This is a genomic window from Clostridium sp. AM28-20LB, from assembly GCF_003480665.1.
In the GTDB taxonomy this organism is placed as follows: domain Bacteria; phylum Bacillota; class Clostridia; order Lachnospirales; family Lachnospiraceae; genus Otoolea; species Otoolea fessa.
Map to the genome: position 1 here is coordinate 266,164 of NZ_QUJN01000003.1, position 26,185 is coordinate 292,348.

Sequence of the window (26,185 nt, forward strand, 5' to 3'; positions counted from 1 at the left end):
TGCTATGACTGTTATCAATTTGTTATCAAAAGACTAATCGAAATCGCTGAAACCCGCATAAACACTGGCTTTTTTAAGCAACTCGATTTATTCAAACTCAATCGTAGCCGGCGGTTTCCCCGTACAATCATACAGTACGCGGTTTACACCTTTTACCTCATTGACAATTCGGCTTGTGACTTTTCCAAGTACTTCCCACGGAAGTTCTGCGGATTCTGCGGTCATGAAGTCGGATGTGAGGACGGCACGAAGTGCGATGGCATAGTCATAGGTTCTGACATCGCCCATGCAGCCTACGGAACGCATATTGGTCAGGGCTGCGAAGTACTGACCGAGTGTGCGATCGATACCTGCTTTTGCGATCTCCTCGCGGTAGATAGCGTCTGCATCCTGTACGATGCGTACCTTCTCTGCGGTTACCTCACCGATGATACGAACGCCAAGTCCCGGACCCGGGAACGGCTGACGGTATACCAGATTTTCCGGAATACCAAGCTCCAGACCGGCGCGGCGGACCTCATCTTTAAACAGCATACGCAGCGGCTCGATGATCTCCTTGAAATCTACGTGTTCCGGAAGTCCGCCTACGTTGTGGTGGGACTTGATAACAGCGGATTTTCCAAGACCGGACTCAATCACATCCGGGTAAATCGTACCCTGTACGAAGTAATCTACTTTGCCAATCTTCTTTGCTTCCTCCTCAAATACGCGGATGAACTCTTCGCCGATGATCTTACGCTTGCGCTCCGGATCGGTTACACCTGCCAGCTTGTCGTAGAAACGCTGCTGTGCATTGACACGGATGAAGTTCAGCTTGTACGGACCGTTCGGACCAAATACTGCCTCTACCTCGTCACCCTCGTTTTTACGAAGCAGACCGTGATCGACGAATACGCAGGTCAGCTGGTCGCCGATCGCTTTCGCCATCAGGACGCCTGCTACGGAAGAGTCTACACCGCCGGACAGAGCCAGAAGGGCACGACCATTTCCTACTTTTTTACGGATTTCTTCGATGGATTTCTCTACGAACGCATCCATCTTCCAGTCACCTGCACAATGGCAGACACTGTATACGAAGTTATGCAGCATCTTGGAGCCTTCCTGTGTATGAAGTACCTCCGGATGTGCCTGGATGCCGTACCAGCCTTTTTCTTCATTTTCCATACCTGCAATCGGGCAGACCGGAGTATGGGCTGTCACACGGAAACCTTCCGGCATCTTGGAAATATAGTCGGTATGGCTCATCCAGCATATGGTCTTCGGGGATACACCCTCATACAGCTTAGATGTTGTGTCTACCTCTACCTCAGTCTTTCCGTATTCGCTGACCGGTGCTGTGGCAACCTCGCCGCCTAACAGGTAGGACATCAGCTGTGCGCCATAGCAGATACCCAGTACCGGGATTCCCAGATCAAAGATTTCCTTTGAACATCTCGGAGATTCCTCCTTGTATACACTGTTCGGTCCGCCGGTGAAAATGATACCCTTCGGGTTCATCTCTTTGATTTTTTCCAGCGGCAGGGTGTAAGGATGAACCTCACAATATACGTTACACTCTCTTACTCTTCTGGCAATCAACTGATTGTACTGTCCGCCAAAGTCCAGTACAATGATCATCTCTTTCTCCACGAGTATTCCTCCTATAATTTTATGCTGCGATCCGTACTTCATCAACTTGTAGCTTCGAATCAACTTCCAGGATTTATGGTCACACGCTTGCACAACATGTGAACTGTAACAGTCATACTGCTGCCGCAGGTAATCACTCCGTTCCAGCCCCATCGCCGCCAATCGAAAAATAACCGGTCGCAATCTGTTCAGCAGCTATACCACGTTCTCTTCCTGTCAATTCCTGTAACTTTTATTATAAAATACCCGGCAATTAAAGACAAGCCATTTTTACAGTATTTTCAGGCACTTTTTCCAGAAAAATGCTTTTCGATTCAATTCAAGTCGAACGTCCGTGAGACTTGGCGCGTGATTCTGGTCAGCGAAGCATCGGCAAAATCCGCTATCAGTATGATATCGTACGGAATTTTCAGTGCAGAAAATTCCTATCCGCAAGTAAAAATGCATATTCTATGCAGAATCACTGCGCATCCTCGCGGAGCGTTTATCTCAACCGGAGACCTAACTCCCACCAAGACAAATTTGTTATTACTCGCCACCTAAAGAGGTGGGGCTTCTCAACTGAGAGCAAAGGATGAGAATTATTATACTATTTGCATTGTGCAGATATGCACACCCTGCGCTTTCATCTCGGTAATTGAATTGCCGAGGATTCCCGCTTATTGTCCTAAACATTTAAATATTTCTTCACATACTTCCCCGTATACGATCCCGGCGTCGCTGCCACCTCTTCCGGTGTTCCTTTCGCAATCACGGTTCCGCCGCCCTCGCCGCCTTCCGGTCCGATGTCGATCAGGTAGTCAGCAGTTTTGATGACATCCAGGTTATGCTCAATGACAACCACGGTATTTCCACCATCCGACAAACGTCTTAATATCTCAATCAGACGGTGTACATCGGCAAAATGAAGTCCCGTAGTCGGTTCGTCCAGAATATAGATCGTCTTGCCGGTTCCACGCTTGCTCAGCTCCGTCGCCAGCTTGATTCGCTGTGCCTCTCCACCGGACAGCTCGGTGGATGGCTGTCCCAGACGGATATAGGAAAGTCCTACATCGTAGAGTGTCGCAATCTTCCGGTGTATGGACGGCACATTTTCGAAGAATTTCATCGCCTCCTCGACCGTCATATTGAGGACATCATAGATGCTTTTCCCCTTATATTTGACCTCCAGCGTTTCCCGGTTATAGCGCTTGCCGCCGCAAACCTCACACGGCACATAGATATCCGGCAGGAAATGCATCTCGATCTTGATGATTCCATCGCCGGAGCACGCCTCACAGCGTCCACCTTTTTTATTGAAGCTGAAACGGCCTTTATTGTAGCCTTTTGCCTTGGCATCCGTAGATGCCGCAAACAGATCCCGGATCAGATCAAATGCCCCCGTATAGGTTGCCGGATTGGAACGCGGCGTCCGCCCGATCGGAGACTGGTCGATCGCGATAATCTTATCGAGCTGCTCGACGCCCTCAATGGATTTATGTTTTCCCGGAATCGTGTGTGCTCGGTTCAGCTTCTTTGCCAGCGCTTTATAAAGAATCTCATTGACAAGTGAACTCTTTCCCGAGCCGGAAACGCCAGTGACGCAGGTCATCACGCCCAGCGGGAATTTGACGTCGATATTTTTAAGATTATTTTCCGCTGCGCCTTTCACCGTCAGCCAGCCGGCCGGTTTTCTCCGCTCGGACGGCACCGGAATCTGAATGCGCCCGCTCAAATATGCGCCGGTGATCGATTTTTCATTTTTCATGATCTCTTCCGCTGTGCCGATCGCCACGACCTCGCCGCCGTGTTCGCCCGCGCCCGGACCGATGTCCACGATACAGTCTGCCGCGCGCATCGTATCCTCGTCATGCTCAACCACCAAAACTGAATTTCCCAGATCCCGCAGGTGTTTCAGGGTATCCAGAAGCTTGTCGTTGTCCCGCTGGTGAAGTCCGATACTCGGCTCGTCCAGAATATATGCCACACCGACCAGACCGGATCCGATCTGGGTTGCCAGGCGGATTCGCTGCGCCTCGCCTCCGGACAACGTGCCAGTCGCACGCGACAGGGAAAGATATTCCAGACCGACATTGATAAGGAAGCTGATCCTCGCCCGAATCTCTTTCAAAATCGGCGCACCAATCGCCTGCTGCATCGGCGTCAGCTCCAGCGCATCGATAAATTCGCGAAATTTGACGATCGACATATCGGTCGCCTCGAAAATATTTTTCCCGCCAACCGTGACTGCCAGAGATTCCTTCTTTAATCGCTGCCCCTTGCAGGCTGGACACGGCGTGATCCGCATAAATGTCTCATATTCCGCCTTCATTGAATCAGAGAACGTCTCACGGTATTTGCGGTTCATGCTCTGAATCAGCCCCTCAAAGGCAATATCATAAATTCCCTCGCCACGCTGTCCACGGTAATACACCTTCACAACCTTGCCGCCGGTTCCGTAAATTAAAATATCATGGATCTCCTTCGGATAATCTTCAAACGGGGTATCCAGACTGAAATCGTATTCTTTTGCCAATGCATTTAAGATCGCGCCGGAAAAGCTCGTTTTGTCCGTGCAGGACTGCCATCCCATCGCCGTGATCGCACCCTGATTGATGCTCAGGCTCTTGTCTGGAATCATCAGATCCTCATCAAACTCCATCTTATATCCCAGACCGAAGCAGTCCGGGCACGCACCAAATGGGTTGTTGAAAGAGAAGCTGCGCGGCTCGACCTCATCCACGCTGATACCGCAGTCCGGGCAGGAAAAATTCTGACTGAACGTCAGGGTATCGTGCTTTTCTTCGCCGTTTTTATCCCGCACCGCCGTATCGGTCAGCATCAGACCATTGGAGAGACCCATGACCGTTTCAATCGAATCCGAAAGGCGTTTCTCAATCCCCGGCTTGACCACCAGGCGATCGACCACAATCTCAATATTGTGCTTGATATTTTTATCCAGCGTGATCTCCTCGGAAAGCTCGTATAAGCTGCCGTCCACCCGCACACGGACATAACCGCTCTTCTTTGCCTGCTCCAGCACTTTCTCGTGGCGTCCTTTCCGCCCGCGCACGACCGGGGCAAGAAGCTGGATCTTCGTGCGCTCCGGCAGCGCCATGATCTGGTCAACCATCTGATCGACCGTCTGACGGCGGATCTCACGACCGCACTTCGGGCAATGCGGAATACCGATCCGTGCGTACAATAGACGCATATAATCATAGATCTCCGTCACTGTGCCGACCGTCGAACGCGGATTCCGGTTCGTCGATTTCTGGTCGATAGAGATCGCCGGGGACAAGCCCTCGATGCTCTCGACATCCGGCTTTTCCATCTGACCTAAGAACTGACGCGCATAGGACGACAGGGACTCCATATACCGCCGCTGCCCTTCGGCATAGATCGTGTCAAATGCCAGAGATGATTTACCCGAACCAGAAAGTCCGGTCAGGACGACCAGCTCATTTCTCGGAATATCAATGGAAATGTTTTTCAGATTGTGCTCATTGGCACCTCGTATCTTTATATATTGCTTCGCCATATCTGTACCTCAATTATCATTGACTCTGCTCTGTTTTATCATGTCGCTGCTGACTTATTTTATAGTCATTATAGTCACAGTCTTCCCTGTAATTATGCTTAGTATAACACATTCCAAAAGTCTTTGCAAACATTTGTTCTGTTTGATGAAATTGAATCAGCTAAACATAGATATTCCTTGGGAATAGAAGTCAAACTTTTCATCAATTCTAATACAAAAAGGGCACCTCCGCCCGACTCCAAACCTAACATGGAGACCAGACAAAAATACCCTTTCGCCCTATTTCATTTTTTCACGCATTCATTTTATTTCACGATTTTTCGTTCCCCGAAGATACACCAGCCAGTACCCGCCTCCAATCACCAGCATCCCGCCGATCATATTTCCGATCGTAGCCGGAATCAGATTATTGAGAATAAAGGTTCCGATCGTCAGCCCTTCCGCTGCCAGACCGTACTCGCCCATGATCATCAGCCCCGCCGGGATGTAAAACATATTGGCGATGCAATGCTCGAAGCCGCAGAGAATAAAAATCGCCACCGGCGGATAAAGCGCCAGAATTTTGCCAGATACCTGCTCGGAGCTCATCGACGCCCAGACTGCAATACAAACCAGCACATTACAGAGGATCGCACGGCACAGCACCTCCGGCAGCGTCAGGGTCACCTTGGAAACGGCTGTATTCAGAAGAACCTGCGCCAGATCGCCGCCGTACAGGCTTGGAATATGCCCGTAGACAAATAAAACCGCCACAAAGATCGCGCCAATCAGATTTCCCAGATAGACAAACAGAAGATTTTTAAACAGCCCGTCCACGGAAATCCGTTTCTGCAGCGCCGAGATCGTCATCAGGCAGTTCCCAGTGAAAAGTTCCGCCCCGGTGCAGACCACCAGCGCCAATCCTGCCGGGAATACGAGTGCCGAAGCAATCCGCGATGCCGAGGCATTTGTCATTGCTGCCGAGGCAACCGAAGCCCCCGCGCCTGCCAGCGCGATGAACATTCCGGCGAAAAAGCCGAGTATCAGCATATGAGACACCGGAAGTTCCGCCTTTTTTCTGCCCGTCTCCACATAATTTTCTGCAATCTGTTTCGATGCAACCATAGATTTTCCTCCCATCAGCCTTTCTATGTCCGAAATTCATTTTTCAAATTCTTCCTTTTATCTTCTGAATTTCCGAACCTGCCACATCGTTTTATAACCTTTCCTTCCATTTCAAACAGAAAAAGACGGTTTTCGTCCGATCTTTCTGTTCTATCCATTTAAAATCTTTGACAAACAACCGTCTTTTCTATTATTTCTATATCATTTCTGATGTCGTCCTATCATCTCAAGCCGCCATCTGACATCACCTATCAAGGGCTTCCCTTATTATTTCATGTGACTACTTTTTGCAGCCCTCCCACAAATCCTATAAGTTCCCCTTCATTTTCCTACCGTTCCTCCCGGAAATAATTCTCGCCCAGATGCGCCGGGATATGTGCCCCTTTATTCTTACGCATCGACGCGATCACCAGCACCAATGCGGTGATAATGAACGGAAGGGCATCGAAAAATGCCGTCGGAATCGCATACGTGTTTTTCGGCACATAGTATTTCAGCACGCGCAGCGCCCCGAAAATAAAGGAACCGTAAATAACATTGATCGGCTTCCACGCCGCGAAGATAACGAGGGCAACGGAAATCCAGCCAAGACCGCCGACGCTGTCGCGCAGCCACACGCCGCCGTTGATGATCATCGAGCAATATGCGCCGCCGATACCGCAGATCGCACCGGATAGCAGGATATTAATGTATCTCCACTTTGTAACTTCGATACCTGCCGCATCTGCTGCGCCCGGATTTTCTCCGATCGCCTGCACATTTAAACCAACCTGTGTTTTATATAAGTAGAAACTCGCCACAATCGCGATGATGATTCCAAGATAAACGAACGGGTTATAGGAAAATAATAATTCTCCGACCACCGGCAGATCACTGAGTCCCGGGATGTGGATGTTACGCATCTGTGCCGTCACCGCATCCGGAAGTTTCAGGGTGCCGTTCTCTGATTTTTCCAGCATAAAGACGCCGATAAAATTGGCTAATCCGACGCCGAAAATCGTCAGGGTCAATCCCGTTACGTTCTGATTTGCCATAAATGTGACAGTCAAAACACCGTAAATCAATGCCGACAGCATTCCAGCCACCGCCGCAGCTAACAGCGCCGCAACAAAGTTATCCGTCTGATAGCCGACCATGAATCCGGCGCACGCGCCAATCGACATCATGCCCTCGACGCCCAGATTCAGGTGTCCGACCTTCTCACTCAAAATTTCGCCAACCGTGCCAAACAGGAAAGGCGTACCCGCCAATACAGCCGCCACCAGAAATTTAATTACGATCTCGCTGCTCATGCGCGTGTACCTCCTTTTCCGCGAAATACAAATTGATACCGTATAAACAGTTCACATCCCAGAATGAAGAACAGGATGATTCCCTGCAGCACATCCGCGCAGTCCGAGGACAATCCGAATGAAGACTGAACTACGCTGCTTCCTTTTTCCAGCACGCTGAACAAAAAGGTAACCAGCAGAATCACCGGCGGATTTAACTGTGCCAGCCATGCCACGATGATCGCCGTAAATCCGACACCTCCGGCAACTGCCGTCGTCAGCGTGACATCCGAACCGGTCGCCTGCACCATGCCGCCGATGCCGCAGACAGCGCCGGACAGAAACATCGTCCGCAGAACCACTTTTTTTACATTCATGCCGGCATAGCGGGCTGTCTCCTGGCTCTCTCCCACGACGCTGATCTCATATCCCTGCTTGGAACGATTTAAGTAAACCGCTATCACTACCACAAGAATCAGCGCAATCACCCAGCCGAACTGGATGCCGAACACCTTATCGAGCGCCGCATTCTTATTGAAACGGGCAATCTTCGCATATCCCTGGGAACCTGGGTCACGCCATGCGCCCTCTCTCAAAAATACGATGACATTCAGCGCGATATAGTTTAACATCAGCGTAAACAGCGTCTCGTTCGTATCATACCGGGTCTTAAACCACGCCGGAATGAGTCCCCACAGACCTCCGCCGATCGCGCCTGCCAGAAACATCACGATCACCAGCAGCCAGTGATTCCAGTTCGCATGGAACAGTGCAAAATACGAGGCAAAAATACCGCCCATAATGATCTGTCCCTCGGCTCCGATGTTCCAGAATTTCATTTTAAATGCCAGCGTCACGCCCAGCGACGCAATTAAAAGTGGAATCATGATTTTGACCGTTGCCTGTATCGCCATCTCGCTTCGCAGCGCTCCGGTTACAATCGTCTGATAAATGACAAATGGATTCTGCCCAATCAGCAGGATAAAGAATCCGCCTGCCACCAGAGCCAGCACGATCGCCTCCAGACGGAGGATCAATGTTTCTCTTTTTCCAAGTTCCGCCTTTTTTACAACGCGGATCCACGGTTCTTTCATGCCTGTTCCTCCTTCTTTTCGGATGCCATACTCTTATCCAGCCCCAGCTCGCCCGCTTCGGTACCGGTCATCATCAGTCCCAGCTGTTCTTTCGTGAGCTTCTTCGCATCCACGATACCCGTGATCGTTCCATGGCAGAGTACCATGATCCGGTCTGAAAGCTCCAGAAGCACATCCAGATCCTCGCCGATATAGACAACCGCCACACCCTTTTTCTTCTGCTGGTTCAGGAGGTCGTAAATCAGATAGGAAGAATTAATATCAAGCCCTCGCACCGGGTAAGCCGTGATCAGCACCTGCGGGCTCGACTCAATCTCACGTCCCAAAAGTACCTTCTGGACATTGCCCCCCGACATCATACGCACCGGCGTATCAACGCCCGGCGTCACGATTCCCAGTTCTCCGATCAGACGTTCTGCCATCTTCCTCGCCGGTTTCCGGTCTACAAACAATCCTTTCCCTTCCGAATAGGACTTGAGCAGCATATTATCAACCATCCCCATTGAAGCAACCAGTCCCATGCCGAGACGATCCTCCGGCACGAAACTCATGCTGATTCCGAGGCGGATGATCTCCGCCGGAGTCTTACCAATGATATTTTCCTTACGGTACAAAATAGCGCCCTTTTTCGCGTCCATCAACCCGGTCAGCGTCTCGCAGAGTTCTTTCTGGCCGCTTCCGGCAACACCGGCAACGCCCAGAATCTCGCCTGTTTTAATCTCAAAAGAAATATCATCCAGCGCCACGCCGCCGTCACTCTTATCGACGGTCAGATCGACAATCTTCAAAATAGTCTCTCTCTTCTCCATCTCCGGGCGCTCGATATTCAGGCTGATTGGTCGTCCAACCATAAGCTCCGTAAGTTTCTTCTCATCACATCCGGCAGTTTCCACCGTCTCGATGCTCTTTCCTTTTCGCAGAATCGTGACACGGTCACTGATAGAAAGGACCTCATTTAATTTATGGGTAATAATAATAATCGCACAACCCTGTTCCCGCATCCGGCGCAGGATTTTAAACAGCCGCTCCGTCTCCTGCGGCGTCAGGACTGCCGTCGGCTCGTCCAGAATCAGGATCTGGGCGCCTCTATATAATACCTTCAGGATCTCGACCGTCTGCTTCTCGCTGACCGACATGTCGTAGACCTTTTTCTCCGGTTCAATTTCAAGTCCAAATGACTGTCCAAGCGCTTCAATTTTTTCCCGCAACGCCTTTCTTCCCAGCCGTTTTCCCTTGGTTCCCAGCACGATATTATCCATCGCACTGAACACATCCACCAGTTTGAAATGCTGATGAATCATACCTATTCCTAAATTTCTCGAATCTACCGGCGAATTTATGGAGACTTCTTTTCCTCCAACCAGAATCGAACCGGCATCTGGGTGGTAGATACCGGAAAGCATGTTCATGAGCGTTGTCTTACCGGAACCATTTTCTCCCAAAAGTGCCATAATCTCGCCGTACCGGACGGTCAGATCAATCTTATCGTTCGCCACGACGCTTCCGAATGCTTTCGTGATCTGCCTACACTCAATGGCATACTGTTCTGTCATATCGTCACCTCAAATGAATATTTAACCAATTTTTTAATCAATTTCTTAAAAAAGAAAAAAGAGGTGCCGCAAATGAAAGTGGATCCATTTGAAGCTGCCTCCTTTTATCTGTTATATACTCTTGAAATCTGCAACACCCGGAAGCGTTTCCGAACCTGTTTCAGCATCGCTTCCAAGTATATAATTCCGTGATTATTTCTCTACGATGTTCTTGAAGTACCAGTGGATATTGCCTGTGATATCTGCATCAGACATATGCTCGCCCTCGGTGCCAACGGTGGTTCCGTCGTTGCACTCGATCACGCCGTCAAATACATCCCAGTCGCCAGACTCGATCTTCGCACGTGCCTCGTCGATCTTCTCCTGCGTACCATCTACGCACAGGTCAGATAACGGGGAAATGTCTACCAGACCTTCCTCCAGACCGCCGAAGTAGTTCTCGCCTGTCCATGTACCATCAATCAGATCCTGTACAGCTTTGGTATAGTAAGCGCCCCAGTTCCAAACGGTGGAGGTCAGAACTGCCTTCGGAGCATCCTTGCTCATATCAGAGTTGTAACCAACACCAAATACGCCAGCTTCCTCAGCTGCCAGCTGCGGGTTCGGTGTATCGCAGTGCTGTCCAATGACATCACAGCCCTCGTTGATCAGGGCTACGGCTGCCTGTTTCTCACCTTCCGGATCGTACCAGCTGTTGGTGGTCTTGATGAAAACGGTTGCATCCGGGTTTACAGAATATACACCCATTGCAAATGCGTCACATCCGCCGGTAACCTCGGCATTGTCCTTGCCCCAGGCGCCGACATAACCGATCTTATTGCTCTCTGTCTTTAAACCAGCCGCGATACCAGTGAGGTAACGGGACTGATAAATCCGTCCAAAATAATTGTTAAAGTTCACACCGTTGGATTTGTAGCCGGTTGCATGGGAGAAGATAACGTCCGGATATTCTTCTGCCAGTGCCTCGCATGCATCCATGTAGCCCCAGCTTGTCGCGAAGATAATCTGGCATCCTTCCTCGACACACTCGCGCATTGCTGTCTCGATGGCAGTCTGATCATCGTCCGCTACGTTGTTCTTGCGGATAATCTGATCATCCTCCAGACCAACGGCTTTCTGCATCGCTACGATACCCTGATCATGCGTATAGCTGTAACCGGAACCATCCGCCGGATTTCCAATATGAATCACTCCGACCTTCAGATCCTCTTTAGCAACTGCCGGCATCACGCCCTCTGCTGCCTCGCCTGCTTCTGTGTCTGCCGCGTCAGCTCCCTTTTCCTCCGCTGCCTTCGTATCTGCTGTATCAGAAGACGAAGAAGAACAGCCTGCACACAGGGACAGCGCCATGGCAGCGCTCAGTAACACGCTTACTACTTTTCTCATAACATTTCCTCCTAAGAATGCCTGCGAATGCGGTTCTCTCCCTTTCTCATCGTTTGTCAGAATTCCCTCGCAGAACCTGAAATCCGAAAATAAAACCGCATTCCCGAAAATTTGGATCGATACAGGAAATATTATTGCATATTTACAGACGATTTTCAAGGAATTTGCCTGATTTTTACTGTGATATTTATTAATCTCTTTTCATAAGTTTTACTTATTTCTTTTTCTCTCCTGTAATCCCCCGATATGCAGGAAGGGAACACCGGAGGAATCAGCTGCCAGCATCTTTTTTCGACGCAGACAACACAAAAACAGGCACCAGACATTTCCTTTCAAAATGCCTGATACCTGCTCAGCTCACTGTAACTGATTTCTCTTATAACTTCGGCAAACACGTAACCGTCCACCTTATAATACACGGCTCTGTTTTAAGCCTCTGCCTCGCCATCCTCTTTCTTCTCTTCCAGAATCTTCATAAACTCCTCACCGGTGATCGTCTCCTTATCCAGAAGATAGTCTGCCAGCTCATGAAGCTTATCCTCATGCCCGGAAAGAATAGCTTTCGCTTTCTCATACGCGCTCTTTACCAGCGCAATCACTTCCTCATCGACCCTCGCCGCCGTCTCTGCCGAACAAGCCAGGGAAGTATCGCCGCCTAAGTAGGCGTTGTTGACCGTCTCGAGCGCTACCATGCCGAAATGGTCACTCATGCCGTAACGCGTCACCATCGCACGGGCGATCTTGGTTGCCTGTTCGATATCATTCGAAGCCCCTGTCGTGATAGAATGGAAGATCAGCTCCTCCGCCGCACGGCCGCCGGTCAGTGTCACGATCTTGTTGAACGCCTCTTCCCTGCTCATCAGGAAGCGCTGATCCGCCTCCACCTGCATCGTATATCCGAGTGCCCCGGAGGTTCGCGGCACAATCGTGATCTTGTGGACCGGAGCCGAGTGCGTCTGCAGCGCCGCTACCAGTGCATGACCGATCTCATGGTAGGAGACAATCTTCTTCTCATCCCCGGAAACACCGGCATCCTTCTTCTGATATCCGGCAATAACCGTCTCGACACTCTCTTCCAGATCCTGCTGGGACACGGTCTTTCGTCCCATCCGTACTGCCCGCAGCGCCGCCTCATTGACAATATTTGCCAGCTCCGCGCCGCTCGCACCGTTGGTGGCACGGGCGATCTCATTGTAATCCACACTCTCATCCACTTTAACCTTTTTGCCATGGACTTTCAGAATTGCCTCACGGCCTTTCAGATCCGGCAGCTCAACCGGAATCCGGCGGTCAAAACGTCCCGGACGAAGCAGCGCCGGATCGAGGGATTCCGGACGGTTGGTCGCCGCCAGAATGACAACGCCCTTCTTGCCGTCAAAACCATCCATCTCAGTCAGAAGCTGGTTCAGCGTCTGCTCGCGCTCGTCATTGCCGCCCATGCCGGCGCCGTCACGCTTCTTACCAATCGTATCGATCTCGTCGATAAATACGATACACGGCGCTTTTTCATTGGCCTGTTTAAATAAATCACGCACCTTCGCCGCACCCATGCCGACAAACATCTCAACAAATTCCGAACCGGAGATCGAGAAGAACGGAACGTGTGCTTCCCCGGCAACGGCCTTCGCCAGCATCGTTTTACCGGTTCCTGGAGGTCCGACTAACAGGGCGCCCTTCGGTAGCACCGCACCGATCTCCGAGTATTTTTCCGGCTTATGCAGGAAATCGACAATCTCTTTTAATGCATCCTTCGCCTCTTCCTCGCCAGCCACATCTGCAAATGTGATACCCGTCTCGGATTCTGCATAAATCTTCGCATTCGACTTGCCAAACGTCATTGCGTTGCCAGGTCCGCCACCCATCCGTTTCATCAACGAACGTCCCATGAGCTGTCCGATTCCCACAAAGAGAACCAGCGGCAGGATCCAGGTCAGCAGGAAATTCAGCAGCGGTGACGCCTGTGTGTTGATCTCCGCACTGTATTTCACATCCTTACCATCCAGCAGATCATACAGGTTGACACCCGGAATCTCGCCGGTTTTGTAGGTGACATTCCACGCTGTGTTTTTATTGTCATTTTTCAGCGTATAAACGATCTCATTGTTCGTCGTCACATACACTTCATCGACATTATCTTCCTTCAACTGATCGCTGAACTGGTCAAACCGCACCTGCTGCGTCCGATCCATCATAGATGGAAAGAGGAAAATATTTAACAGCATGACAATCAGCATAACCAATCCATAATAATATAAAAATGATTTTCTGGGCGGCTGCTTTCCGCCGCCGTTCGTGTTCTCTACCATAGATTGTTCTCCTTATTGTGAGTCTGTGACAGATGGTTCTGTGTTTCTGTCACATCGTTTCGTGATACATTAACATATACAGCATTCTGTGTTATTTGTCAATCCACAATAGTAAATATTTATTTACTTTTTATATTTGTTGACCTTTTTGTCTGGATGTGCTAGAGTACAAGTAAATTGATGTTTCCTTGTTTGCAATTTATGTTTGTGAAATGGACCGCATTTTATTACTTTGATATTTAAATTTGGAGGTTTTCCTATGAATCCAGGCAAAAAAAATTCAAATCTTTTAAAAAACACCGGTATCCACTTCCTGGAGTTTGCACTCGGCTTTCTCTCCCTGGCGAAATGCCACTACCAGCCAAGCCATGATATGAAAGTCAACTCGCTTCCATTTTTCGCCCTGATCGCGCTCGACAGCTGGGCAGATCAGGACTATACCATGTCTGAGCTGGCGGACAAGCTGAGTATCACAAAGCAGCAGCTCTCCCATATGATCAAGGTTCTTGAGGAACGCGGTCTGGTCGAGCGGATCCATGATACAGCCAACCGCCGCCGCGTCTACATCCGCATCTGCGATTCCGGCCGTGAGATGATGAACCAGATGAAGCAGGAAATGCTGTCTTCCACCCTGTTTGGGCTGCGCGCTTACACCCCGGAAGAACTGGCATCGATGGACGAGTGCCTGTGCCGCCTGATGGAATTAATGAAGAAATTCAACTGTGAAACCGATGAACCTGCGAAGAATGTATCCATATGATAAAGACACCGGAGACACTTTTTTCTCCGCTTTCTTTTAAATCCTGTATAATTGACTTTTGTAACGTCCAGCAGCATTCCGGATTGATTTCTCTGCCATTTCATCCTTTCATCCGTTCCGGTGTGTTCCACACCTCGGCAGAGTTTTCTTTCTGTGCCAATGGACGTTTCTCAATGATACAGAAAGAAGGTTCCTACATATTATGCCACAAATGATAGAAAATCATATTTTTCCACACGCTACTCATAGCAAGCACACTCTCCCCCTCTCATCCAGGCAAACTTCTGCTGCCATTCCACGCCTTTCCGGTCAAACGCATGCTGCCACACCTGCAAGAGCCCAAAAGGCCGCGGACGAATTTGCCCGCTACCTGCTCACGCGCAACCTTGCCGATGAGACACTCCGCGCTTACACTTATGCGGTACGGCAGTATTTTACCTATTACCGTGACATTACCTACCCCAATTTAAAGCTATACAAAATCTTTCTGCTCGAGCACTACAAGCCGCAGACCATCAACCAGCGGATCCGGGCTTTGAATGCCTACCTGGATTTTAAAAAGCTCTATCCCGGGCATCTTCCCATGGTAAAAATCCAGCAGAAAACCTATCTGGATCACATGATCAGCGAGGCGGATTATGAATACCTGAAACGCTGCCTGCTTCGGGATGAACGGTACACTTACTATTTTCTCATCCGTTTCATGGCGGCAACCGGCGTCCGGGTCAGCGAGGTGATTCAGCTCCAGGCAGAAGATATTTTCTCCGGCTATAAGGACATCTATTCCAAAGGAAATAAAGTCCGGCGCATCTACATCCCACAGTCACTCCGAACCGATACCCTCAAATGGCTTTCCTTTCTCCACAAATCCCACGGTCCCATCTTCCTCAACCGCTTCGGTTCCCCCATCTCTCCAGGCGGCATCCGCAGCCAGCTCAAAACCATCGCCCTCTCCTACCACATGACACCGGAAATGGTACATCCGCATGCATTCCGCCACCGGTTTGCCAAGAGTTTTATCGAAAAATGCGGCGATATTTCCCTGCTCTCCGACCTGCTTGGACACAAAAATCTCGAAACAACCCGGATTTACCTGCGTCGTTCCAGCAGCGAGCAGTATGAGATTGTCAACCGGGTAGTCACCTGGTAGAGAGGAGTAAATGAAGCACATATGAATTTTGAAACACTTATTTCCGACTTTGGCGTTTACCTTGAACAACAGGGGCACGCCGCCAGCACCATCCGGGTCTACAGCTGTTCCATCCGGCTGTTTTTTTCGCATTATAACAGCCTTTCGGTCGAGTTCCTGCAGTCGTACCGGCGCTGGCTGCTGGAATGTTATAAGCCATCAACAGTGAATACGCGGATTCTGGGGATGAACCGTTTTCTCGATTTTATGCAAAACAGTGGATTGTTGGATAATGAAAAGGCGAATTTTCAATCACCCATATCCGCCCCCACAGATTCACTCCGCATCACTCCCACGGGTCACTACCGCCTGCGCCCCATCCGGGAGCAGAAGCACACCTACCTTGATACAGTGATCTCCCAAAAAGATTACGACCGGCTCAAACGGCGGCTAAAAAAGGATGAAAATTACTTCTGGTATTTCATCGTGCGTTTTCTCGCCTCCACCGGCGCGCGCGTCAGTGAACTGCGCCAGATCAAAATGGAGGATCTGCAGCTTGGCTATCTCGATCTCTACTCCAAAGGCGGCAAGATACGGCGGTTGTTCTTCCCCCGCTCCCTATGCGGGGAAGCAATCCCCTACTTTGCCTCCCGCGGCATCGACAGCGGCTTTCTCTTCCTGACCCGCCGCCGCACCTGCATCTCCGCACGCGCCATCGAGATGCAGTTAAAAAACATCGCAAAGCGCTACCGCATCAATCCGGCAACAATGTACCCGCATTCTTTCCGGCACCGCTACGCCATCAATTTTTTGAAACGGTTCAATGATATTTCTCTCCTGGCCGATCTTCTGGGACATGAAAGCATCGAGACAACCCGGATTTACCTGATGAAATCGAGTCAGGAACAGCAGACGGTGATTGACCGGGTGGTGACGTGGTAGGCACAGGTGTGTGAAAACCATAAAAGGGGAAAGAACTGCCATTTTCCACAATTCTTTCCCCTTTATTATAGATTTATTTTTTCTCCTGCTTCCCACTATCCAGCTTTGTCTCAACATTCTGTTCCGCCTTCTTTTCAGAATCTTCCTCCTTTTCTGCTGTTCTACTAATAAGACGATGGGAGATTTCATTTGGTTTTACATATTTGCATTTTTTAACAACTTTTCTTTCCAAATAAATATTTTTCAAAACGGAAGTTAGAAGAACCAGATGGATAATAGAAAACGCATAAAGATATTACAGGCATAAAAAAAGCTCGGCAGAAAGAAAATGTGCTATGACATTCTCTCCCTACCGGACTTTTCCTAATATTAAATTTCCTTACAGCACCTTACTCAAAAATGCCTTCAATCTTTCGCTCTTTGGATGCTCAAAGAACTCCTTCGGTTCGTTTTCTTCGATGAAGTTGCCGCCCTCCATGAACATAACGCGGGTTGCCACCTCGCGGGCGAAGCCCATCTCATGGGTAACCACGACCATCGTCATGTGTTCCTCGGCAAGCTGACGCATTACGTTTAATACCTCGCCTACCATCTCCGGGTCAAGTGCAGAGGTTGGCTCGTCAAAGAGCATCACATCCGGATGCATTGCCAGAGCGCGGACGATCGCCACACGCTGTTTCTGACCGCCGGAGAGCTGTCCCGGATAGGCGGATGCCTTTTCCTTTAATCCGACACGCTCCAGAAGTTTCAATGCCTCCGTCTCCGCCTCGTCCTTCGGGCGTCCGAGCAGTTTCATCGGTGCTAGCGTCATATTATCAAGAATCGTCATATGCGGGAACAGGTTGAACTGCTGGAATACCATTCCCATTTTCTGACGGAGTTTGTCAATGTTTGTCTTCGGATCCGTGATATCCGTTCCCTCAAAATAGATGTGTCCGCCGGTCGGTGTTTCCAGCAGGTTCATGCAGCGCAGAAATGTGGATTTACCGGAACCGGATGGTCCGATCACGCAGACAACATCCCCCTTGCGTATCTGGGTGGAAATATTGGTCAGGACCTTTAAATCACCGAACGCCTTGGAAAGGTCATTGATGTCAATTATCACTTCTCCGTTTTGTACGTTATCGTTCATTCTTTCTCAGGCTCCTTTCCAGATTCTGTGCAAAGTGGTTGAAGATCATCGTCAGCGCCAGATAAACAGCAGCCACGATCAGAAGCGGTGTCCACGCGTCATACGTTCTGGAACGGATGATATCACCGCCCTTTGTCAGATCCTGCACCGCCACGTAACCGGCTACCGAAGTCTCTTTCAGAAGAACAACAAACTCATTGCAAAGCGCCGGAAGTACGTTTTTAAACGCCTGCGGCATAATAATATAACGCATCGTCTGGACATAGTTAAAACCAAGGCTTCGACCTGCCTCCATCTGTCCCTCGTCGATCGACATGATACCGGAACGGAAGATCTCCGCTACATATGCCGCCGAGTTAAGACCAAACGCGATCACACCGACAAAGACGCCGGCAAATACACGCGATACAAAAATACAGTAATAGAAAATCATCAACTGGATGACAACCGGCGTTCCCCGGATGACCGTCAGATATACCTGGCAGACACCATTTAAAAATTTCATTTTACCGGTTTTGTCGTGAGTCGCACGGACAATCGCAATCAGCAGACCAAGGGCAATGCCGATCAGGGTTGCAAATAACGTGATGATCAGGGTATTTTTCAGGCCCCCTGTCAAATACTGCCACCTGTCATCCTTGATCAGGTTTAAATATAAGGCCTGCTTGAGTTTCTCCAATCCGTTTTCCTCCTTGTAAGATGATATAGACCCGAAAAAGGGCTGCTGCCGAATTTCATCTTTTTCATTCTGCAGCAACCTTTTTCTTAATCAAACAGATGTAGCTTTTTCTGTCAAATTATTCAGCGGTAATGTATTTTGCAACGATCTCGTCCAGTTTTCCAGACTCTTTCAGGTTTGCGATGGATGCGTTGATAGCGTCCAGAAGCTCTGTATTGCCCTTCTTAACTGCGATTGCGTACTCTTCTTCTGCGTACGGTGTTTCCAGAAGCTTTAAGCCGTCATTCTCGTCTACAAATACCTGTGCCGGTTTGTTGTCAATGATAACTGCATCGATCTTGCCCGTAGACAGTGCCTGTACTGCATCTGCGCCCTTGGAAAATCTCTGTACACTCTCCTCGCCGAAATCATCGGTGGAGTAAAGGTCACCGGTGGTACCCTGCTGAACACCGATCTGTTTGCCCTTTAAATCATCCAGGGATTTGATGTCGCTGTCCTCGGTTACGATAACAGACTGAACGCCGGTTGCGTAAGTGTCAGAGAAATCCACCTGGGTCTGACGATCCTCGGTAACAGTCATGCCTGCTGCTGCGAAATCAGCTTTGCCAGACTGAACCTCCGGGATGATAGAATCGAATGCTACGTCGGTGATTTCCAGAGATGCTCCCATATCCTCGCAGATAGCGTTTGCAATATCTACGTCGATACCTACGATATCATTTCCATCGTGGTACTCATACGGTGCGAACTCAGCGTTGGTGGACATAACCAGAGTCTTTCCTGCAAATGCGCTGTCGCCAGCCTCTGCTGCCTCGCTGCCCTCTGCTGCCTCTGCGGTTGTCTCCTCATTCTCCTCTGCGGCTGCGGTTGTCTCTGCCGGTTTGGAAGAGCATGCTGCTAACGATGCTGCCATAGCAGTTGCCATAGCGATTGCTGCTAATTTCTTTTTCATAATAAATTCCTCCTCATTTCTATTCGCTGCTTTTGTATTTTTATGCAGTAAATACGAATATTCTTACTTTTATTACTGTATCTAGGAATACATTATACCGCATTTTTATAAATAATCAAGCCTGAATTCCTGTTTTTTACAGGGTTTTGTATGATTATGCATTCTTTTCCAATTTGTACGGTTCCAGTTACGGACAGATCTTGTTGTTAATTCTTGGCACGAGAGTTTAATAGTTGCATAATCAGGTTAGTGAAATTTTGAAAGTAAATGAAAGCAGATGACAGCTTGAAGAATGTTTCCGGTTTCCGAACGGATTATCAATTCATAACGAACAGTAAAATGAGAACAATTCCAAAAATGGACAAGGAAGAAAAAAATACTATAGTCTGCAACAGCAACAAAAATCGCTGCACCCCAGCAAATACAAGGGTTACAGCGATTTTATTTTCACTCAACTGCCAAAGACTGGTGTATCTGAACCTGGCTTTTCTATGGTCTTTCCGATGAATAACTGGGCTAGCTTTTCATTGAGATTTCTTATGCTTTTTTTCGTTGACATTTAATACTGTTCAATGTATCATATAATCAAGAAATGGGTTTGTTACCGTACAGCTATTGCTTAAGCGGGGTGCTCGTTTCTTTTTTGTGTTCACCATATCGTCCTGTCATTATTCAAGAATGCCTCGGTGCTCTTGTAGCAAAAAGCAGACGCACCCTTTCTTACGTCCTCGAACATTTTTCCGCATCGATCGCCAGCACAAACATTAATGCATCCAGTGCATATTCCGGCTCATTTACCTGAATCACATACGTGTCCGTCATATGGAACAGCTCTTTGCTGACACTGGCAACCGAATATCCCCTTTGATCGAGGATATTATAATCCCATTCCATAATCGAACCGTCGATATGCCAGCCATTGTAATCAATATTGTAATGCGGCATCAGGAAAGAGAATTCTTTACTCAAGCATCCGATATAGGTGCCTTTTTTATATATCTCAAATTTTGGCAGAAATGTCAGTACACGCTGAACAACCATTCCAATTTCATTGCCGTCTGCATCATATATCACCAACTTATGGCCCCAGGACAACTGGCCTTTTACCACATATACTGTATTGCCAAACTCATCATAAATATCATAACTGTCAAACCACGAAAATAACCGCTGTTTAAATAAAAGCTTCATAAAATCACCTCAAATATCATAATCCGTTCTCTTTTGTCCTCGCCCGGAAACAAATCCGATGTGTCAATCTCATCATAAAACATTAGCTGTTCCTCCGTCATCAGACAACTGATATATTCCTCCGATGGATAATAAAAAAACAGCAGTATCTCTCTCGGATTTTCGTAATAGGACTCATATATCCTGGCAAGAACAGAGTGCAATATCTCTACCGAAAATGGATTGAAAAAATAACACCGATCCACTTCTGGAGGAAGCTCATAGTTCTCCGCACTGCTTAAGATAAAGGAAGTACGGTTTCCGGACACTGCCGTCTCCTTATTTTCTGCTGCCCCCTGATAAATACGTTCATCGTATTCGATTCCGATTGTTTTACTCCTTGTCTGATAGGACAAGTAAAAACAGACTCTTCCCTTGCCGGTTCCATAGTCCAATAAGGTATTATTCTTCCGAATTAATCCGCTGTTCGCCAACCGTTCCAGAACCACGTATGCCGTCGGTTCGTATGGGTATCGGTATTGATCCGCATGCGAATCATCTCTGCCGCTTGTTCGGATTTTCAGAAATCTATCCCATTGGGTCTCATTTTGGTTCATGGTATATCTCCCGTATCATTTACTCGATTCTTATATCTACAGAATATAGGAAATTGGCGGCGCTTGTCAACTTGCAGCTTTGGAAAGAAAAAAATTGCAAATATGTAAATCTCCCATCGTCTTATTATGGGCAGATCTTGTTGTTAATTCTTGGCAAATCTAATATTTCGTACTATAACTATTCTGTACCGTTTTCTCTGTACTGGGCATCTGCTTCCGTAAAGAGAATGTGCCTTGTCACATTCTCTCGCCGGGCGCGGTCGCTTACAGCATGATTCACAAGATACGGAACCATTCCTTAGGTTTTATTACGAAAGAAGGCTTTTTATGATTTCCCGTCTACTTACCTTAACTGCCTGGTCTATGACACCGCCCGCAGTCTGGTCTCCCTTTCATTTAGTATTTATGCTGATCGGCATCCCGCTCGCCGCCTTTGCCGCATGGAAATTGCGGACGCGCTCCGAAGCGTTCCGTCTGCATCTGCTCTTTGCCTGCGGTGTTTTTCTGGCATTTTCCGAGGTCTACAAACAGCTTTTTCTCTATTACATAGAAAACAACCGGCACTACGACTGGTGGTATTTTCCATTCCAGCTCTGCAGCCTGCCGATGTACCTCTGCCTGCTGCTGCCCTTTGTTCCGCATAAATATCAGCGTATTTTTTGCACTTTTATGTATAATTACAACCTGCTCGGTGCCGTCATGGTGTTCGTCGATCCGTCCGGTCTGATGCACCCGTACTGGACGCTGACCCTGCATGGATTTATCTGGCATATCCTTCTGATCTTCATCGGGCTACTCATCGCCTTTTCCCGCATGGTGCTGCCAACCGCCAAAGGATTCTGGCAGTCTACAGCTGTATTTGCGGTCGGATGCGTCATCGCAACCATCATCAATGTTACCTCACATCCGTATGGAAACGCGGATATGTTTTATATCACGCCGTACTACGCGACCACGCAGATTGTGTACTCCCAGATCGCTGCTAAATTTGGAATTTTTGCCGGAAACACGGTGTATGTGCTTTCAATCATTTTGGGCGCATGGCTGCTGCATCTCGTATTTCAAGTCGAACGTCCGTGAGACTTGGCGCGTGATTCTGGTCAGCAAAGCTGGCATATTCGTTGCTGCTCACTCATTCCGTGCACATCAACGGGATTTTACCGATGCTTCGCATTTCAAATCGGCAAAATCTGCTATCGATACGATATCATACGGAATTTTCAGTTCAGAAAATTCCTATCTGCAATTAAAAGAGCGCCAGCCCCGCATTCACAGCCGGGCAGACGCTCTTTTCTATAATAGCTCAATTAATTCACTGTCACGGTAAAATCCACTGAAACGACTCTGTAACAATGGATTTTACCCTTTTATTTTTATTTACTGAATCTCGCTATGGAACTCCTGCAGGGACTTAACCTCCAGATGTCCGTTCTTCTTGATACTTCTCAGCGCCTGTACAGTAGCCTTTGCTGCTGCCATGTTGGTGAAGTACGGAATCTTCGCCTTTACAGCTGCCTTACGGATGTAGCTGTCATCGCCTCTGCCCTTCTTATCGTTCGGGGTATTGATAATGATTGCCACTTCTCCGTTGGTAATCTTATCTAAAATGTTCGGACGGCCTTCGTTGATCTTGCATACCTTCTCAGCCGGAAGTCCTGCTGCTACCATCACATCACAGGTTCTGCCTGTACCCATCAGGGTAAAGCCACACTCGTAGAAGCCTCTTGCAACCTCGATAAGCTCTATCTTATCCTTGTCATTGACACTCAGGAGGACAGTTCCGGAGGAAGGAAGACGTGTCTGGGTTGCTTCCTGTGCCTTGTAGATAGCCTCACCAACGCTGGTGGACATACCAAGAACCTCACCGGTGGAACGCATCTCCGGTCCAAGTACCGGGTCAACCTCCGGGAACATCTTGAACGGGAATACCGGCATCTTAACACCGTAGTGCGGAATCTTCTTCTCTTTCAGTGCCGGAACCGGTGACGGACGACCTGTTAAGTAGGAAGTCATGATATCCGTTGCCAGTTTTACCATCTTGATGTTGCATACTTTGGATACCAGCGGCACGGTACGGGATGCTCTCGGGTTTGCCTCCAGCACGTATACTTCGCCGTCCTCGATTGCATACTGCATGTTCATCAGACCTACTACGTGCATCTCTTTTGCGATACGGCTTGTGTAATCGCGGATTGTCTCTACCTGATCCTTGGTCAGATTTCTGGACGGAAGGATACAAGCGGAGTCTCCGGAGTGGATACCTGCCAGCTCGATATGCTCCATAACTGCCGGAACAAATACGTTCTCGCCGTCGCTGATCGCATCTGCTTCACACTCGGTTGCATGATGCAGGAAACGGTCAATCAGGATCGGACGGTCCGGAGTTACGCCGACAGCTGCTCTCATATAGAAGGTCATCGCTTCATCGTCATGAACAACCTCCATGCCGCGGCCGCCAAGTACATAGGACGGACGAACCATAACCGGGTAACCGATCTTATTAGCAATCTCCAATGCATCTTCTACAGTAACTGCCATGCCTGACTCCGGCATCGGAATCTGCAGTTTATCCATCATCGCACGGAACAGGTCACGATCCTCTGCCATGTCGATGGTTTCCGGAGTTGTACCCAGAATGTTGACACCATATTTCTTCAGGTCTGCTGCCAGGTTCAGCGGTGTCTGGCCACCAAACTGTGCGATAACTCCCAGCGGTTTCTCCTTGTGATAGATGCTTAATACATCTTCCAGAGTCAGCGGCTCGAAATACAGTTTATCGGAGGTATCATAGTCTGTAGATACAGTCTCTGGGTTGCAGTTAACGATAATTGTCTCAAATCCAAGCTCTTTCAGGGCGATAGCTGCATGTACGCAGCAGTAGTCAAACTCAATACCCTGACCGATACGGTTCGGACCGCCGCCCAGAATCATGATCTTCTTGTTGTCGCTGCACGGACTCTGATCCTTGATGTGATAGCTGGAGAAGTAGTATGCAGAATCCGGTGTGGCACTTACGTGTACGCCCTCCCAGCCTTCTACGATACCTTCTTTGGTTCTTGCATCGCGGATCTCTTCCTCTGTAACGCCTAACAGCTCGCTTAAATATTTATCTGCAAAACCGTCCAGCTTCGCCTGGCGGAGAACCTCAACCGGCGGAACCTCGCCCTTATACTGCATCAGGCTTTCTTCCTCTTCTACCAGTTCTTTCATCTGCTGGATGAAGTAATGTTTAATCTTGGTTAATTCGAACAGCTCGTCTACGGTAGCGCCCTTACGAAGTGCCTCGTACATAATGAACTGACGTTCGCTGCTCGGAACATGCAGCATCGCAAGCAGTTCTTTTTTTGTCTTCTTATCGAAGTCTTTCGCATGACCAAGACCGTAGCGGCCTCTCTCCAGGCTTCGGATCGCCTTCTGGAATGCCTCTTTGTAGGTCTTTCCGATACTCATAACCTCGCCGACTGCCTTCATCTGGGTTCCCAGCTTGTCCTCTGCGCCTTTGAACTTCTCAAATGCCCAGCGTGCAAACTTGATAACAATATAGTCGCCGGACGGAACATACTGATCCAGAGTGCCGCTCTTGCCGCATGGAATCTCATCCAGAGTCATACCGGTTGCCAGCATCGCTGATACCAGTGCAATCGGGAAACCAGTTGCCTTGGATGCCAGTGCGGACGAACGGGAGGTTCTCGGGTTGATCTCGATAACAATATCACGGTCTGTCTTCGGATCGTGTGCCCACTGTACGTTGGTACCGCCGATTACCTGGATTGCTTCTACGATCTTGTAGGATTTCTCCTGCAGACGTTTCTGTACTTCTTCCGAAATGGTTAACATCGGAGCAGAACAGAAGGAATCTCCGGTGTGTACGCCCAGCGGATCAATATTTTCAATAAAGCAGACAGTGATCATGTTGTTCTTCGCATCGCGGACAACTTCCAGCTCAAGCTCTTCCCATCCAAGGATAGACTCCTCTACCAGAACCTGACCAACCATGCTGGCCTGCAGGCCTCTTGCACACACGGTCTTCAGTTCTTCTACGTTATATACAAGACCGCCGCCTTCGCCGCCCATGGTGTAAGCCGGACGAAGAACAACCGGATAACCCAGTTTATCTGCGATTGCCAGTGCATCCTCAACGCTGTAGGCAACCTCACTTCTAGCCATCTCGATACCCAGGCTTTCCATTGTATGCTTAAACTCGATACGGTCCTCACCACGCTCGATAGCATCAACCTGAACGCCGATTACTTTAACATCATATTTATCCAGAACACCTGCTGCTGCCAATTCGGAGCAGAGGTTCAGTCCGGACTGTCCACCCAGGTTCGGGAGCAGCGCATCCGGGCGCTCTTTTTCAATGATCTGAGTCAGACGGTCTACGTTCAGCGGCTCAATATAAGTCACATCTGCTGTCTCCGGATCCGTCATAATCGTAGCCGGATTGGAATTGACCAGCACAATCTCATAGCCGAGTTTTCTCAGTGCCTTGCACGCCTGTGTTCCCGAATAATCGAACTCACACGCCTGTCCGATAATGATTGGACCGGAACCGATAATCAATACTTTGTGAATGTCATTTCTCCTCATGTTTTCTCCCTCTCATTGTCTGCTGTTTTTTGGCTTTAAAAAAGCGGCCTCCCGGATCAACTAAAAATCAAGCACCTCCGCGGTGCCTTCACGCGCGTCTGTCTGATCTTCCGTCACCCTGACAGCCTCCGCCAATCGCAGCTCTGCCAGACCCCAGTTAGCCATTATCAGCATTATAATAGAAAGCGCTTTATTTGTAAACAAAAAATTTTACAAAAATCGATCTTTTTTGCTTTTCTTTTTTCAAAATGTATGATATTATAGTAAAGATATACTGGGGTGTTTATTTTGTCCAAAAGGCAGATTTAGACCCTCTTATTTTCGTTCCTGCGCGAGAATGTGCCAAGGCAC

Annotated in this window: 18 protein-coding genes; 4 read left to right on the plus strand and 14 right to left on the minus strand. The window is 48.7% G+C overall.

All coding sequences use genetic code 11. The annotated features are described in order from the left end of the window. Window positions 1-87: 87 nt before the first annotated feature. From guaA to ftsH, 8 genes are all read right to left on the minus strand, one after another. Window positions 88-1,629, minus strand: coding sequence for a glutamine-hydrolyzing GMP synthase (guaA, locus tag DW739_RS08875; RefSeq protein WP_117796206.1), 1,542 nt, complete (start codon window positions 1,627-1,629; stop codon window positions 88-90). 667 nt (window positions 1,630-2,296) lie between these two features. Next, the gene (uvrA, locus tag DW739_RS08880; RefSeq protein WP_118742916.1) at window positions 2,297-5,149 is read right to left on the minus strand and encodes an excinuclease ABC subunit UvrA; all 2,853 of its coding nucleotides are present in this window, start codon (window positions 5,147-5,149) and stop codon (window positions 2,297-2,299) included. A gap of 300 nt (window positions 5,150-5,449) precedes the next feature. Beyond that, complete coding sequence (locus tag DW739_RS08885; protein WP_182427965.1) at window positions 5,450-6,253, minus strand: formate/nitrite transporter family protein; 804 nt, start codon at window positions 6,251-6,253, stop codon at window positions 5,450-5,452. A gap of 329 nt (window positions 6,254-6,582) precedes the next feature. Beyond that, window positions 6,583-7,545 carry an ABC transporter permease gene (locus DW739_RS08890; RefSeq protein ID WP_022360158.1) on the minus strand — a complete coding sequence of 321 codons (963 nt, stop codon included), beginning with the start codon at window positions 7,543-7,545 and terminating at the stop codon, window positions 6,583-6,585. Beyond that, on the minus strand, window positions 7,542-8,618 hold the full coding sequence (locus tag DW739_RS08895) for an ABC transporter permease (RefSeq protein WP_022360157.1): 1,077 nt from the start codon (window positions 8,616-8,618) through the stop codon (window positions 7,542-7,544). The genes DW739_RS08890 and DW739_RS08895 overlap by 4 nt, the downstream gene beginning before the upstream one ends. After that, on the minus strand, window positions 8,615-10,171 hold the full coding sequence (locus DW739_RS08900; protein ID WP_118742918.1) for an ABC transporter ATP-binding protein: 1,557 nt from the start codon (window positions 10,169-10,171) through the stop codon (window positions 8,615-8,617). Before DW739_RS08900 ends, DW739_RS08895 begins: the two co-directional genes overlap by 4 nt. A gap of 192 nt (window positions 10,172-10,363) precedes the next feature. Next, window positions 10,364-11,557 (minus strand): BMP family ABC transporter substrate-binding protein, encoded by a 1,194-nt coding sequence (locus tag DW739_RS08905; RefSeq protein ID WP_118742919.1) that lies wholly within the window; start codon window positions 11,555-11,557, stop codon window positions 10,364-10,366. 428 nt (window positions 11,558-11,985) lie between these two features. Further along, complete coding sequence (ftsH, locus tag DW739_RS08910) at window positions 11,986-13,863, minus strand: ATP-dependent zinc metalloprotease FtsH (RefSeq protein WP_118468261.1); 1,878 nt, start codon at window positions 13,861-13,863, stop codon at window positions 11,986-11,988. Between the two features lie 259 nt (window positions 13,864-14,122). Here ftsH and DW739_RS08915 point away from each other — a divergent pair, with 259 nt between their 5' ends. The 3 genes from DW739_RS08915 (at window position 14,123) to DW739_RS08930 (ending at window position 16,694) form a co-directional block, all read left to right on the plus strand. Continuing rightward, window positions 14,123-14,623, plus strand: coding sequence for a MarR family transcriptional regulator (locus DW739_RS08915; RefSeq protein WP_118742920.1), 501 nt, complete (start codon window positions 14,123-14,125; stop codon window positions 14,621-14,623). A gap of 202 nt (window positions 14,624-14,825) precedes the next feature. Then, window positions 14,826-15,773: a tyrosine-type recombinase/integrase gene (locus DW739_RS08925; protein ID WP_243023754.1), complete on the plus strand. Its 948-nt coding sequence runs from the start codon at window positions 14,826-14,828 to the stop codon at window positions 15,771-15,773. A gap of 21 nt (window positions 15,774-15,794) precedes the next feature. Next, the gene (locus DW739_RS08930; RefSeq protein WP_118742922.1) at window positions 15,795-16,694 is read left to right on the plus strand and encodes a tyrosine-type recombinase/integrase; all 900 of its coding nucleotides are present in this window, start codon (window positions 15,795-15,797) and stop codon (window positions 16,692-16,694) included. Window positions 16,695-17,073: 379 nt separating this feature from the next. On the opposite strand, the gene DW739_RS08935 is transcribed toward DW739_RS08930, so the two are convergent. The 5 genes from DW739_RS08935 to DW739_RS08960 form a co-directional block, all read right to left on the minus strand. Continuing rightward, window positions 17,074-17,826, minus strand: a complete 753-nt coding sequence (locus DW739_RS08935) for an amino acid ABC transporter ATP-binding protein (RefSeq protein WP_022360149.1) — start codon at window positions 17,824-17,826, stop codon at window positions 17,074-17,076. Further along, entirely contained in the window at window positions 17,816-18,505 is a 690-nt protein-coding gene (locus tag DW739_RS08940; protein ID WP_022360148.1) for an amino acid ABC transporter permease, read from the minus strand. The genes DW739_RS08935 and DW739_RS08940 overlap by 11 nt, the downstream gene beginning before the upstream one ends. Before the next feature lie 118 nt (window positions 18,506-18,623). Beyond that, entirely contained in the window at window positions 18,624-19,457 is an 834-nt protein-coding gene (locus DW739_RS08945; protein ID WP_118524506.1) for a basic amino acid ABC transporter substrate-binding protein, read from the minus strand. A 720-nt stretch (window positions 19,458-20,177) separates the two neighbouring features. Next, window positions 20,178-20,648 carry an LURP-one-related family protein gene (locus DW739_RS08955; protein ID WP_117796222.1) on the minus strand — a complete coding sequence of 157 codons (471 nt, stop codon included), beginning with the start codon at window positions 20,646-20,648 and terminating at the stop codon, window positions 20,178-20,180. Next, entirely contained in the window at window positions 20,645-21,244 is a 600-nt protein-coding gene (locus DW739_RS08960; RefSeq protein WP_118523883.1) for a methyltransferase domain-containing protein, read from the minus strand. Before DW739_RS08960 ends, DW739_RS08955 begins: the two co-directional genes overlap by 4 nt. A 327-nt stretch (window positions 21,245-21,571) precedes the next feature. Between DW739_RS08960 and DW739_RS08965 the strand changes: the two genes are divergently transcribed. Next, entirely contained in the window at window positions 21,572-22,324 is a 753-nt protein-coding gene (locus DW739_RS08965) for a YwaF family protein (RefSeq protein WP_118570832.1), read from the plus strand. Between the two features lie 297 nt (window positions 22,325-22,621). On the opposite strand, the gene carB is transcribed toward DW739_RS08965, so the two are convergent. Further along, window positions 22,622-25,834, minus strand: coding sequence for a carbamoyl-phosphate synthase large subunit (gene carB / locus DW739_RS08970; protein ID WP_118472215.1), 3,213 nt, complete (start codon window positions 25,832-25,834; stop codon window positions 22,622-22,624). Between the last annotated feature and the right edge of the window lie 351 nt (window positions 25,835-26,185).